The following is a 14,233-nucleotide window of genomic DNA, read 5'->3' as shown; positions in this document are numbered from 1 at the left end:
TTTACTACTTGCGCTCACCCTTAACAATAAAGATTTACCATATCTGAATGAATTTATAGATGAGTAAAATACATTGTTATCAACAACTTGTAGGGTATGTATTACAGTTTAAAATCAGGCATGATTAAGCCGAGCATAAACTTTTGAATTTATAAAATAATCTCAAATATCTATTTTTTGAACCAATATCATAATCCACATCAAGACGAGATCATCTTGTTAATCGCGATATGAATACCTTGAGTGTAAAGTATGCAATTAACTGATGGATTATACCTGTCTTATACTCATTTATTCCTTCGCTACACATTTTAATGATTTAAATATCTGGTGGATAAAAGCAGGGCTCCAGTGCTCAGCTTTGTTTTTCTTACAATCTTCTGTGTTTGTAGAGTATTTACACCATAATCTCTGATGAAGTAATGACATTTAAGGTCTAAGCTTGCCTGCATATGAAACATCATTGCGAGTAATCTCTCGTAAATGACTGAATGAACGATGTAGAGAGGATTCATGAAAAAAGTACGATTAACATCATTACTTGGATTAGCAACCGTGTTTAGTGTCGCTGCGTTTGCTGGATGTAGTCAGGAATCTGATGTTTCTGCTCAACCGCAAGAGAAAGCGAATCCGATCTGTAGCACTAAAAACCTGACAGGTGGTTGGTCACAAAGTGATATCACGCCAGAAGCAAAACAAGCTTTAGATGTGGTTTTGGGACAAATGAATACCGCTGCGAAGCTTGAGAAAATCTTGAGCGTTCGAACTCAGGTTGTCAGTGGTTTGAACTATGCTATCGATTTTGAGATGGATAATGGCGAAGTTTGGAATACCATTGTGTATCGTTCGTTGCAGGGTGAGATGACAATGACTCAAGCTGCACAACAAGGTCGCTTGTGCCCATTGATCAACTAACCCATTGATTAACTAGCATGTAAATAACATCGCACACATAAAAATGGCTCCTACTTAAGAGCCATTTTTTATTCTGAATAGTGCTTACGTAATGAACCTGATTAACTGGCCAGTTCCGGCTCTGACAGCTCTTGTACACAAGCTCGGCTGATGTCTTCATCAATGTAAGCCATTCCCAGCTTGTTCAAGTAATCCATACGATCAGCAGTACGAAGTTCAATATCAGGGCCTGCGATGTTGTTCTCTTGGTAAACCTTAGCCATGTGAGCCATGAATTGCTCGCCCACACTCATCATTAACAGGCTCATCGCACCCACGTCTGGTCTTACTTTAGCTCGTTGTTTTTCAGACAGGTTTACCGCTAACACGACAGGTAGTTCTTCCCCTTCGAAACGAACACTGCGCTCACGAACGGTTTGTTGCGCCCAGTAATACGCCAGTTCTTTGCTTTGAGTTAGGAATACAGGTTCAACCGACTCGGTGTAGTTATTGCCAATCGTTGCCATGGTTTTTGAAGCGGCTTCATTGAGTGCTTTGTCTCCAGAACGTTTCAGTCCTTGGCCTTTGATTGAAGCAAGCAAGGCTGAAGACGTGCCGTGATACCAAGTATCACCCGTTGCGAAACCATTTTCTGATAGCAGCATTTTTGCATCTTGTAGGTGTTTAGGTATTGAAGTCATAGGCACTCTCAATCAAAAGAAATATCAACAAACAGGAATCTCAACAATATGAATACAGTTAGCTTAAACAGGTGTTGCTTAGCTGACCGTGGTGTAGAACACAAATCTTAGACTTTGAGATAAAGCCGGCAGTACAAGCTTTATCTCAAAGCCTTCCCCCGGATCTTACCGAAGTAAGAGAGAAGGGCGGGGGAGGCTTTAGTTCTAGCGATTAATCAAGATTAATCAAATTGGTTAGACGTATTCGCTTCGCCCGCTGCTTTCAGTGCATTCTCACCAGCGAAGTACTCTTTGTGGTCATCACCGATGTCTGAACCAGACATGTTTTGGTGTTTAACACATGCGATGCCTTGGCGGATCTCTTTACGTTGAACATTTGCAACGTAACCCAACATGCCTTGGTCGCCGAAGTACTCTTTCGCAAGGTTGTCGGTAGACAGCGCTGAAGTGTGGTAAGTCGGTAGCGTAATCAAGTGGTGGAAGATACCCGCTTCACGAGATGCGTCCGCTTGGAATGTACGAATCTTCTCGTCAGCACTTGCAGACAGTTCAGTTTCGTCGTATTCCGCGCTCATTAGGTTTGCACGGTCGTAAGCTGATACGTCTTTACCTTCTGCAACCAATGCATCGTAAGCTTGCTGACGGAAGTTTAGCGTCCAGTTGAATGATGGAGAGTTGTTGTAAACCAGTTTCGCGTTAGGGTGAACTTCGCGAACGCCGTCCATCATCTCTTTGATTTGACCAATGTGTGGCTTCTCAGTCTCAATCCAAAGTAGGTCAGCACCCGCGTTGATTGCTTCAATACAGTCGAATACACAACGGTCTTCACCAGTACCTTGGCGGAATTGGTATAAACCTGAAGGTAGACGCTTAGGTCGAACTAGCTTGCCATCACGGTTAAAGCAAACGTCGCCTTCTGCCATATCTGCAACGTCGATCTCTTCAACATCTAGGTATGAGTTGTAGATATCACCTTGGTCGCCCGGCTCTTTCACTACTGCGATTTCTTTTGTTAGGCCAGCACCTTGAGAATCGGTACGAGCAACAATAACGCCGTTGTCGATGCCTAGTTCAAGGAAAGCGTAACGAAGTGCGCGAAGTTTTGCGTGGAAGTCAGCGTGTGGAACCGTTACTTTGCCGTCTTGGTGACCACATTGCTTCTCATCGGCAACTTGGTTTTCAATTTGTAGACAACATGCGCCCGCTTCAATCATTTGCTTAGCCATTAGGTAAGTCGCTTCTGCGTTACCGAAACCTGCATCGATATCCGCGATGATTGGCACCACGTGTGTTACGTGATTGTCGATTTTGTCTTGGATAAGGTCTTGTTGGTTAACGTCGCCCGCTTCACGTGCAGCGTCTAGCTCACGGAATAAACCACCCAGTTCACGTGCATCAGCTTGGCGCAGGAATGTGTATAGTTCTTCTACTAGGCCTGCAACCGATGTTTTCTCATGCATTGATTGGTCTGGAAGTGGACCAAAGTCTGAGCGAAGTGCAGCAACCATCCAACCTGAAAGGTATAGGTAGCGTCGGTCTGTCTTGCCATCAAAGTGCTTCTTAATAGAAATCAACTTTTGTTGGCCGATAAAACCATGCCAGCAACCTAAAGACTGAGTGTATTGAGAACTGTCTTTATCGTAAGCCTCCATATCCGCACGCATGATATCTGCCGTGTATTGCGCGATATCTAGACCTGTTTTGAATTTGTTTTGAGCTCGCATACGAGCAGCAGATTCAGCATTGATTGCATCCCATGGAGCACCTGCAGCGCTTTTTGCAACTTCTATCATTTCGATATCTTGTGTAATTTGCGACATAACTATTCCTTAGTTTCACGTGGGGTATGGTTGCCAAATTGGCTTGGATTAAAACTTTGCTATGGACAAAGAATAACCACGCATGTGATAATTTTGTTAATTTATAGTTATTATATTCGGTATTTTTCTTATGAATATTGCTCGTATAGACCTTAATTTACTTGTGTATTTAGACATGTTGCTACGTGAAAGAAACGTTACACGAGCGGCAAATCAATTAGGAATAACTCAACCAGCTATGAGTAATGGACTGCGCCGACTGCGTGATCTGTTTGAAGATCCACTATTGGTGAGAACCAGTGAAGGGATGGTGCCGACCGAGCGCGCGCAAAAGTTGCAACCACTGATCCGCAACATCTTGGCGAATGTAGAAAAGACACTTCAGCCGACCACAGAGTTTAATGCAGAAGACAGTGAACGCGTGTTTCGTATCATGGCGAGTGACTATGCTGAGTCGACCATTATTCAGCCGCTATTGAAAAAACTGAGCGAGATAGCACCGAAAATACGACTGGATATAATGACGCCAAGTGATGTGAGCTATCAGGATGTAGAACAAGGCACTGTTGATATTATCATCAACCGTTTTGATGACATTCCACAGTCCTTTCACCAGATGAGCCTTTGGCACGACGGGTTCTCTTGCCTATTCAGCTGTGATAATCCAATAGCTGATAACTTTGATATTTTGTCTTATTTAAAGGCGCAACATATTTGGGTAAGTAAGACGGGGATGGGAACCGGAGTCGGGATCAACCCAAGTGAAGCTCAAAAGCTCGGTTGGATAGATGAAGCATTAATGCGCATTGGTAAAACCCGCAACATCACGGTATTTACCCGACATTACCTGTCTGCGATCCTCTTCGCTCAGCAGAAAAACCTTATCCTTACTATTCCAACCAAAGCCGCGCAATTGCAGCGCAACAACCCTAATTTGTTAATCAAACCAGCCCCATTTGCGATTGAACCTTTTGAGGTGAAGATGGCGTGGAGCCCATTGTTACAAACCAATCCAGATCACCAGTGGATGCGTCGCTTGATCAAAAGTGTCGCCAATGAAATCGAAAGTGGTGTGACGGGATAACACAGTTTTTGTGGTATTTCTTTTGTGAATATCCAATATAAACGGCATAAATTAGCTAAATTTTCGTCAGTTACGTAAATTTATTTAGTAGTCAGCGGTTAATTTGAGAGAGATTTTATGAGCAGTCGTATTCAACAGGGAAGCTTGAGCATTGATAGCACCCTCTACCAATTAATTAATGAGCAGGTCATTCCTGGAACAGGCATTGTCGCAGAGGACTTTTGGCAATCTTTCGCAGCCATCCTTAAAGATCTGGCACCAAAGAATCGTGCACTGCTTATCAAACGTGAAGATCTTCAACATCAAATCGATGTGTGGCATCAAGAGCGTGCTGGTCAAACACTGGATGCAGCAGAGTACAAACAGTTCCTACAGCAGATTGGCTACCTAGTGCCTGAAGGCGAAGACTTTCAAGTGACCACTGCAAGCGTAGAGCCTGAAATCGCAACACAAGCTGGGCCGCAGCTTGTTGTGCCTATCATGAATGCACGTTTTGCACTTAACGCAGCAAACGCGCGCTGGGGCAGTTTATACGATGCGCTCTACGGCACCGATGTGATCAGCGAAAGCGACGGAGCCGAGAAAGGTGGAAGCTTTAACCCTGTTCGTGGCGCTAAAGTAGTGAGCTATGCTCGTGGTTTCCTTGATGACGCCGCACCGTTGAATGGTGTTTCTCATAAAGACGTGACCAAATACAGCATCAGCAATGTGAGCATTGGCAACACGCTGACGGCAACGCTAGATAATGGTGAAGAAGTTACTCTCATTGATCGTAACCAGTTTATTGGTTATCAAGGAGACGCAAGCTCGCCTTCTTGTATCCTGCTTAAACACAACAATCTCCATATCGAAATTCAAATCGACCCGAGCGCGCCAATTGGTAGCGTCGATGTTGCGGGTATTAAAGATGTGCTGGTGGAATCGGCACTGACCACGATTATGGATTGCGAAGATTCCGTTGCCGCAGTTGACGGTGAAGACAAAGCATTAGCTTACCGAAACTGGTTAGGCTTAATGAAGGGTGACCTGCAAGAATCGCTAGAGAAAAACGGCAAGACCATTGTTCGTAACCTGAACCCTGATCGCCAATACACCAGTGTGACGGGGGGGGAAATCTCACTTAAAGGTCGCAGCATGTTGTTCATACGCAATGTGGGCCACCTAATGACAAACCCTGCGATTATTGATGCGGATGGTAATGAAGTACCTGAAGGTATCATGGATGGCATGGTGACATCGCTTATCGCAATGCACGATTTAAAGGGTAATAGCCCTTACCAAAACTCGACCGCGAACAGCATCAATATTGTTAAACCTAAGATGCATGGCCCTGAAGAAGTGGCTTTCACCAATGAGTTGTTTGGCCGTATTGAGGATGCACTAGGTTTAGACCGCTTCACCATCAAAGTCGGCATCATGGACGAAGAGCGTCGTACCTCTGTGAACTTGAAAGAGTGTATTCGCGCCGCCAAAGACCGTGTCGTGTTCATCAACACAGGTTTCCTAGACCGAACGGGTGATGAGATCCACACCAGTATGGAAGCGGGTCCTTTTGCTCCTAAAACACAGCTTAAAACCATGACTTGGATTGGCGCATACGAAGATCAAAACGTTGATCTTGGCTTAGCTTGTGGCCTGCAAGGTAAAGCCCAGATTGGTAAAGGTATGTGGCCAGAGCCAGATAACATGGCCAAGATGATGGACGCGAAAATCGGACACCCACAAGCGGGTGCGAATACCGCTTGGGTTCCTTCTCCAACGGCGGCGACTCTGCATGCCTTGCATTATCACAAGGTGAGTGTTCCTAGCCGTCAGAAAGAGCTGCGTGAGCGTGTGAGAGCAAATGTTGACGATATTCTTACTATCCCGCTGTTAGGCAATCAAAAGCTGACAGCTCAAGATATCCAAAATGAACTGGACAATAATACGCAAGGCATTCTTGGTTACGTAGTTCGTTGGATTGACCAAGGCGTAGGTTGTTCGAAAGTGCCTGATATTAACGATGTAGGACTAATGGAAGACCGCGCGACGCTGCGTATTTCAAGCCAACACATCGCTAACTGGTTACGTCACGGTATTTGCGAGGAAGCCCAAGTAATGAAAACCATGAAGCGCATGGCCGCTGTGGTGGACGAGCAAAACGCTAGCGACCCGAGCTACCGCAATATGGCACCTGACTTTGAAAACAGCATCGCATTTTCAGCAGCGTGTCAGTTGGTATTCGAAGGCTGCGCTCAACCTAGTGGTTACACCGAGCCAGTGCTGCATGCTATGCGTCTAAAACTGAAAGCGCAGGGATAGAGAAGCAACCCAATAACAAAAACAGAGAATGTAAAATACTAAAAAAAAGAAACCCCCTTTAACCGAGCCCAAGGTGCCGCGTTTTTATAGCGCGGCTTTTTTTTGATTCATTTTTGTGGTGGGAAAGGTGGAAAGTGGGGCAGGTTAGTGATCACTAAGACTTAATTATTTCCGAGCCCTAATCACTGCCGAAACCTAGTTACTACCAAAGCACAGATACTTAATATCCATGTACTCATCGATGCCTTCTTTAGCGCCTTCACGGCCAATGCCTGACTGTTTAACTCCACCGAAAGGTGCTACCTCAGTTGAGGTCATGCCGTCATTAATGCCAACCATACCGTACTCAAGTGCTTCTGCTACCTTCCATACTCGGTGGATATTCTGGCTGTAGAAGTAAGACGCTAAACCATAAATGGTGTCGTTTGCCATTTCGATCAGCTCTTGATCGCTGTCAAACTTCATAACCGGAGCGACAGGGCCAAAGATCTCTTGTTGAACTATGTCCATATCGTGCTTCACGTCTTTAAGAATGACAGGCTGAATGAACAATCCCGCAAGCTCTTGAGTTGGGGTGACAGGCTGTGCGCCTTGTTCAATGGCGCGGTCAATCAAACCTTGGATGTTCTGTTTTGCTCTTTCACTGATCACGGGGCCAATGTTGACGCTAGCGTCTAAGCCGTTGCCAATTTTAAGTTGCTGCACCGCTTGGTCGAATTTAGCCACAAACTCATCGTGCACTTTGCTGTGAATATAGAATCGGTTAGCACAAACACAGGTTTGGCCTGCATTACGGAATTTCGAAGCCATTGCGCCTTGAACCGCAGCATCGATATCGGCATCGTCAAATACGATAAACGGAGCATTACCGCCAAGTTCCATCGAGGTGCGTTTGATGCCTTTTGCCGCTTGAGCCATCAAGATACTGCCGACGCGAGTAGAGCCAGTAAAAGAGATCTTCTTGATTAATGGGTGTGATGTGAATAGCTCACCAATCTGTTCTGGGCTGTCACCTAATACCACTTGAAGCAGATCTTTAGGGACACCCGCTTGGTAAGCCAACTCAACAACAGCAAACGCTGAAAGTGGCGTTTCGTCAGAAGGCTTCACAATAAAACTACAGCCAGCCGCTAGAGCAGGTGCGGCTTTACGAGTGATCATCGCAATAGGGAAATTCCACGGTGTGATGGCACATGCAACGCCAATCGGCTGCTTGATTGTCACTAAACGCTTATCTCCGGCGGTGCTTGGAATCGAGTCACCATATGTGCGCTTGGCTTCTTCGGCGAACCATTCAATAAAGCTTGCACCATAAACCACTTCGCCCGCGGCTTCTGCCAACGGCTTGCCTTGTTCGATCGTCATTAAGTGAGCAAGGTCATCCCTGTTTTCAAGGAGCAGTTGATGCCAAGCCTTCAGTATCGCAGAGCGAGATTTAGCAGGAATTTTCGCCCACTCTTTTTGTGCAATATGAGCTCGTTCGATAGCACTGTCCAATTCCTCCTCAGATGAGATAGGCGCATGCCCAATAAGCTCACCTGTTGCTGGATTGCTCACGGCAACCGCGTTATTCGCTTCTGTCACCATAAAAGAGAGTAAGCGCTGGTTATTAATTTCTAGCATGTGATTCCTTTTCGATGATTACTTAACACGTGTTGGTGCTGTTATTGAGTTGATGTCTATGGCAGTGCTGATGATTCGCTCTAGCCTATCAAAGTTATTCTTGCGCCCAGTTGTCTGCTTCTATCTTTGCCAGTGCTTTCGCGGCTTTTTGTAGAGCAGGTAGGAACTTAATCGCTTCATCTGGCTTTAATCGAATCACAGGTGCTTGAATTGCTAACCCGAGATTAGATTGGCCCGTTGGCGATGGAATGAGTACTGCAATACACACCAAACCCGGCAGAAACTCTTCGTCATCAATCGCAAAGCCTTGGATCTTCGCTTCTTCGATGTCTTGCTCTAACACTGAGTAGTCAGTGATGGTTTTGACTGTGTACTGAGTCAGTGGCACGTTTTCAATCAGTCTTCTGCGCTGTGATTTCGACATGTGAGCCAAAAACAGTTTACCTGTCGCAGAGCAGTGAACAGGAACGCGAGAGCCGGGTTGTAGGTGGAAGCGAAGTGGCGCTTCGGTTTCTGCACGGTCAAGGTAGATGATCTCACCGCTCGATAGCGCGGTTAGGTTGCAGCTTTCGCCGACTTCTGCTCGAAGGTTTTCAAGAATCGTGCGTCTTGCACTGTGCATGGTGCTGTTGAACAGTAGGTTTTCAGCCAACTTTCTGAGTCGAATGCCAGAGCTGTAATGCTTTTCATCACCGTCTCTTTGAATGATGCCTGCGGATTCTAGTTGTTGCAGCATACGGTGCAGAGTGGGTTTCGGTAGTCCTGTTTCTTCGACGAGCCCTTGAAGGGAAATAAACTCGTCTTTTTGCGCTATCACCTCTAATAGTGCAAAAAGTCGCAGAGTGGGCGTATCTCCTTGAACTTGTGGTGTTTCTGTTTGCATACAGTGATTCATCCTTGCGATATGTCTATGTGTAAGAGTGTACATACCAAATCAATATTCTTCAATTATCTGAATAAAGTTTGACCTTTTTTATTATTTCAATAATATAAATATAAATTATGGAACAATTAATCTCAATAAATGGAATTTTAAAATGAAAGCGATTGAACGGATTATTGATAAGGCGCACTTAGATCGTAAGCGTGTGGTTTTAAGTGAAGCTGAAGACCCTCGTGTACTGAAAGCGGCACGATTAGCGATAGATAAACAGCTCGCTTATATCACGCTAGTAGGCGACGAAAAGGCGATTATCGAAGCCGCTCAGTTGCATCATATTAACCTAGCGGGCATTCATATTGTTTCACCACAAACATCAGCACTTAAAGCTGTGTTGGCTGAACGTCTGTATGAGTTAAGAAAAGCCAAAGGCATGACTTATGAAGATGCATTGGAGAAGGTTAAAGACCCACTGATTTTTGCCAACTTGATGGTAAGGGAAGGGCTGGTCGACGGCACGGTTAATGGCGCGGTTTATACCACGTCTGATGTGGTGCGAGCTGCGCTGCAGATCATCGGGCCAGCACCAGACAGTGAATTGGTATCGAGCTTTTTTTTAATGATGTTGTGCGAGCCTTTCCATAACCTTAAAGGTGGCATGATTTTCAGTGATTGTGGCTTGGTGATTAACCCCAATGAAACTGAACTTGCATCAATTGCAGTGGCTGCATCAAACAGTGCTCAAACACTATTGATGGAAGAACCGAAAGTGGCAATGTTGTCGTTTTCTACCAATGGCAGTGCCAAGCATGAATCGGTCGATAAGGTGCGTAATGCCGCCCAGTTAGTGAAGCAACGTTGCCCCGGAATTGCGGTTGATCAGGATGTTCAACTCGACGCGGCGATTGTCACTGAAATAGCAGCGAAAAAATTGCCCGATTCCGAGGTGAAGGGCGAGTCTAACGTGTTGATATTTCCTAACTTAGAAGCTGGCAATATCGGTTACAAACTTGCTGAAAGGCTAGGTGGTGCAGTCGCGATTGGTCCGTTGTTGCAAGGGCTGAATCAACCCGCCAATGACTTATCCAGAGGGTGCAGTGCCGAAGATATCTTTAATGTAATCGCAGTGACAGCCGTGCAAGCACAACAAAGTAAAACGGCAAATCCAACGATGGATGTTGAAGCTGATGCTCAAGAAGATAAAAACGCTACAGAAGATCTAGAAGCTAAAGAAAGAGAAGAATCAGAATTTGAGTTTAGATACTGAGGCTCACACTTAAAGCTCGCACTCATACTAAGTGAAAAACACCTAATTAGGATCGCCAATGGAGTTACCTGCTTTACTCGCCATTCTTGCCACCATTGCGGTAGGTACCTATTTCCAAACCGTCACGGGGTTTGGACTCGGCATTATCGTGATTGGTCTTACGGTCAGCCTTAATCTGGTTTCGTTGCCTGTGATTGCTGCCGTGGTCAGTATTGTGACCTTGTTTAATTGTTTGGTCGCGTTGATGGGCAAGCCACTGCTTGGGGAACTCAAGATTCTGGTGGTGTTAGTGATCGGGATTATCCCCGGCGTGTCGTTGGGAGTTTTCTTGCTGGACGAATTGAGTGAGTCGGCAACGCATATCCTGAGAGGGTTACTGGGGGCAATGGTATTATTTGCAGGTCTTAGCTTTATGTTCAAACCTAAAACCAGAAAAGACCGCTCGGCAACCGTGTCCTTCTTGGTGTCTGGCTTTAGTTCTGGCCTAGCGGGAGGGTTGTTTGGTATGGCCGGCCCCCCGATTGTTTATCACCTCTATCGACAGCCTTTTACGCTCGATCTGGTACGAAGCACACTGTTGATGGTGTTCGCTTGTACGTCGATGTCTCGTACCGTCAATGTCTACGCAGCAGGTGACATGGAAGCGAGCATTCTGTGGTTATCCGCTATTGCTGTTCCCTTGGTGGCGCTTGTGACTATGTTTGCTCGGCGCTTCCCGCCGCCGTTGTCGAATGACCAACTCAGAAAGTTAGTATTTATGGTGTTGATGTTGATTGGTGGGTATTTGATGGCCGTATCGACATGGTCGTTGCTTGGCTCTTCCTAAACCATTCTCGACAAAGGAGGCTAGTGATTCGCTAGCCTAAGCCTCTCTGTTTAAACACGCTTTAGCATCTCAAAAATGCTCCTAGATAATCCAAACAAACAGCTTTCCTGTACATCTAAAGTGATGTTACTGCGGTAGTACGGGCTCAAGTCCACTCCCATTCCCACTCCATGAATCTCAATACCGTTTTTGGTCGACTCACGTTCAATCACTTGTTTGAGATGATTATCCAAATAGAACTGATCATTGGCTGTGCTGGTGGCAGTATCCATCGGACAACCGTCTGAGAACACAACCAAAACCTTTCTTTGTGCATTGTGCTGTTGCAACCGCTGGCTAGCGAACTGAACCGCTTCGCCATCAATTCCTTCTTTAAAGATGTCAGCCTTGCGAAGGCTAGCAATACCGAGTCGAGCGCGTCGCCAATGGGTATCAAAATCCTTAAACACAATGTGTCGAACCTCGTTTAAGCGGCCTGGGTGTTTCGGTTGACCTTGCTTGAGCCACTGTCGGTAAACTTTGCCACCATTCCAGTTGTTGGTGGTGAAGCCGATAATTTCGAAAGGGACGTTTGCTAGCCCGACGGATTTGAGAATCGTATCCATCAGTAGGCTGAGTTTGTGACTGTGTTTTTGCATCGAGCCTGAGCAGTCCATCAAAAACGTGATGGCACATTGATGAGATGCGCTAATCTCTGGCTGATAAAAGACAGTACGCTCCAGCGGGGAAGTGATGAGCTTAGTGATGGCGGTGGCGTTAACAATGCCTTCTTCCAAATGATCCTGACGTCGATTCCTTTGGGGCGTCGCAACAAAGCGGGTGAGCATAGCGGCCAAGCGGCGAGTGTTCACTTGTCTCGCCATAATGTCATCGGTGAGCTTTTGCCTCAGTTCGAGTAACAGGGCGCGCCTGACGAGCTTATCTGCGGCAACCACTTGGTCAAATTCCGAATTAAAGATCTGATAATTGGCGCCCGACAGTTCAAACACCTTGCTGCTGCCTGTGATATCGATATCGATGTCTTCATCTTGAATGTCGCCATCAACGATAAGAGCAAGCTGCGCGAGGATTTTGATGTCTTCTTCAACCGTAGGTGTCGGCGAGTTATTACTCTCTTGTTCTTGGTTGATGAGTTCTTGTGCTAAAGAGGCGAGTTCATTGGCGCAGTGAGCAAACTGTAGTTGGTTTGCTCTATATTCCTTCAAGCGTTTCAGGCTGCTTCCGAAAATAGGCACGATGCCCGCACGAGTTGATTCAATGGTTTCAGCAATCGGCTCAGAAACTGGGACACTGGTTAATCGAGTATGGATGACCTGCATCAGCGTGAAGAGCAACATGCCGATTCGTGATTCAGTAAAGCCATTTTGATGGTACTGATCGCTCCAATACGCAAAGTTGAACTGAATGCTCTTAGTCACGCCTTTTAGGTAAGACGGGACTTGTGATTCGATTCGTACTTGTTCGCAGAAATCATATAACAGACGTTCGACTTCGTTTTTCGGTCGCAGTGAATAGTGAAGATCAGTATCTGACAACAAGAGTCGCAGCGCCGATGAATCGATCTTGCCTTGCATTGAGAGCTTGCTGTTTGTTAACTCATGGCGAGAAACAAAGGTGAGATCGTTGGTGTGTGCAGACTGATAATAGCAGGGGCTATTACCGTTATATAGACGCTCTCCCCGGTAATTTAGGTTCAATTCACCGCTGATCGCTCTGGCAACCGACACGCCAATATCGAGGATCTTTTTCTGTTGGGAGGAAATATTAGCCATCGATTAGGACTCCGGCTGAGCATAGCTCTGAGTAGGCGTTTCTAGGGCCTCACCAAAGCAGCGGAAGTAATATTCGCTTACCAACTCTTTCTCTTCATCTTCACAACGGTTGAGGAATGAAAGCCTAAATGCCGTCGCTACGTTATCGAATATTCGAATGTTTTCAGCCCATGTGATCACGGTTCTCGGAGACATTACCGTCGACAAATCACATGCTCTAAAACCATTTCGCGTTAAACCAGCAGTAGCGATCATTTTCTCAACTAACTGCTGACCACTTTCATTGTTCAGCTCTGGGCGCTTGGATAACACGATCTTGGTTTCATGTTGCGGATCTAAATAGTTAAGTGTTGCGATGATGTTCCATCGGTCAAGCTGGCTATGGTTAAGTACCTGAGTACCGGAATACAACCCCGAGAAATTGCCTAACCCCAACGTGTTACAGGTAGCAAATAGGCGGAAAGAGGGGTGAGGCGTGATCACTCGGTTTTGCTCTAAAGAGGTGTATTTGCCGTCTTGCTCTAAGAGTTGTTGGATCACAAACATCACATCAGGTCGTCCTGCATCGTATTCGTCTAATACCAAAGCGATGGGTTGCTGGATGCTTTGCGGAAGAATGCCTTCTTTAAACTCTGTCACCTGCATTCCATCTTTAATGACGATGCTGTCCTTTCCGATGAAATCTAATCTGCTTAAGTGTCCGTCTAGGTTGATCCTCAAACACGGCCAGTTCAACCTCGCGGCAATTTGCTCAATGTGGGAAGACTTGCCCGTTCCGTGTGTACCTTGTATCAAGGTGCGGCGATTAGAGGTGAAACCCGCCAATATCGCTAGCGTTACTTCAGGATCAAAACAGTAGTTAGGATCGACCTTGGGTACATACTCTCCCGCATGTTCAAACGCCAGTACGGTTAGGTTGCTGTCGATGCCAAAACACTCTCTCACACTTACAGGTTGTGTTGGTATCAATTCCGCATCATTCATTTCTTTTCCCTCTCAATAGCTTCCATGACTGCCGCGATGGGCGATATGTCATCGATTATTAACAGCTCACTCTAAGTTAAC

The 14,233-nt window shown here is 45.8% G+C and carries 11 protein-coding genes; 5 read left to right on the top strand and 6 right to left on the bottom strand.

Annotated features, from left to right (window positions below):
- Positions 1-513 precede the first annotated feature (513 nt).
- Complete coding sequence (locus OQJ75_RS15160) at positions 514-915, top strand: cystatin domain-containing protein (protein ID WP_265973926.1); 402 nt, start codon at positions 514-516, stop codon at positions 913-915.
- A gap of 101 nt (positions 916-1,016) precedes the next feature.
- On the opposite strand, the gene OQJ75_RS15155 is transcribed toward OQJ75_RS15160, so the two are convergent.
- Complete coding sequence (locus OQJ75_RS15155; RefSeq protein ID WP_265973927.1) at positions 1,017-1,595, bottom strand: hypothetical protein; 579 nt, start codon at positions 1,593-1,595, stop codon at positions 1,017-1,019.
- A gap of 221 nt (positions 1,596-1,816) precedes the next feature.
- On the bottom strand, positions 1,817-3,415 hold the full coding sequence (locus OQJ75_RS15150; protein ID WP_265973928.1) for an isocitrate lyase: 1,599 nt from the start codon (positions 3,413-3,415) through the stop codon (positions 1,817-1,819).
- A gap of 130 nt (positions 3,416-3,545) precedes the next feature.
- Here OQJ75_RS15150 and OQJ75_RS15145 point away from each other — a divergent pair, with 130 nt between their 5' ends.
- Both OQJ75_RS15145 and OQJ75_RS15140 read left to right on the top strand, forming a co-directional pair.
- The gene (locus OQJ75_RS15145; RefSeq protein WP_061038005.1) at positions 3,546-4,499 is read left to right on the top strand and encodes a LysR family transcriptional regulator; all 954 of its coding nucleotides are present in this window, start codon (positions 3,546-3,548) and stop codon (positions 4,497-4,499) included.
- A 117-nt stretch (positions 4,500-4,616) separates the two neighbouring features.
- On the top strand, positions 4,617-6,800 hold the full coding sequence (locus OQJ75_RS15140; protein ID WP_265973929.1) for a malate synthase G: 2,184 nt from the start codon (positions 4,617-4,619) through the stop codon (positions 6,798-6,800).
- Between the two features lie 195 nt (positions 6,801-6,995).
- Here OQJ75_RS15140 and OQJ75_RS15135 read toward each other — a convergent pair whose 3' ends face one another.
- Together OQJ75_RS15135 and OQJ75_RS15130 are read right to left on the bottom strand one after the other, a co-directional pair.
- Positions 6,996-8,423 carry an NAD-dependent succinate-semialdehyde dehydrogenase gene (locus OQJ75_RS15135; protein WP_265973930.1) on the bottom strand — a complete coding sequence of 476 codons (1,428 nt, stop codon included), beginning with the start codon at positions 8,421-8,423 and terminating at the stop codon, positions 6,996-6,998.
- Between the two features lie 94 nt (positions 8,424-8,517).
- The gene (locus OQJ75_RS15130) at positions 8,518-9,306 is read right to left on the bottom strand and encodes an IclR family transcriptional regulator (RefSeq protein ID WP_265973931.1); all 789 of its coding nucleotides are present in this window, start codon (positions 9,304-9,306) and stop codon (positions 8,518-8,520) included.
- Positions 9,307-9,460: 154 nt separating this feature from the next.
- On the opposite strand from OQJ75_RS15130, the gene pta reads away from it, so the two are divergent.
- On the top strand, positions 9,461-10,570 hold the full coding sequence (pta, locus tag OQJ75_RS15125) for a phosphate acetyltransferase (protein WP_265973932.1): 1,110 nt from the start codon (positions 9,461-9,463) through the stop codon (positions 10,568-10,570).
- Positions 10,571-10,628: 58 nt separating this feature from the next.
- On the top strand, positions 10,629-11,396 hold the full coding sequence (locus OQJ75_RS15120) for a sulfite exporter TauE/SafE family protein (RefSeq protein WP_265973933.1): 768 nt from the start codon (positions 10,629-10,631) through the stop codon (positions 11,394-11,396).
- Positions 11,397-11,446: 50 nt separating this feature from the next.
- Here OQJ75_RS15120 and OQJ75_RS15115 read toward each other — a convergent pair whose 3' ends face one another.
- Both OQJ75_RS15115 and OQJ75_RS15110 read right to left on the bottom strand, forming a co-directional pair.
- On the bottom strand, positions 11,447-13,168 hold the full coding sequence (locus OQJ75_RS15115; RefSeq protein ID WP_265973934.1) for a cobaltochelatase CobT-related protein: 1,722 nt from the start codon (positions 13,166-13,168) through the stop codon (positions 11,447-11,449).
- 3 nt (positions 13,169-13,171) lie between these two features.
- Entirely contained in the window at positions 13,172-14,152 is a 981-nt protein-coding gene (locus tag OQJ75_RS15110) for an AAA family ATPase (RefSeq protein ID WP_265973935.1), read from the bottom strand.
- Between the last annotated feature and the right edge of the window lie 81 nt (positions 14,153-14,233).

The sequence above is a fragment of the Vibrio sp. 14G-20 genome (assembly GCF_026241515.1).
Lineage (GTDB): Bacteria > Pseudomonadota > Gammaproteobacteria > Enterobacterales > Vibrionaceae > Vibrio.
This window is presented reverse-complemented; position numbering and strand designations above follow the sequence as displayed.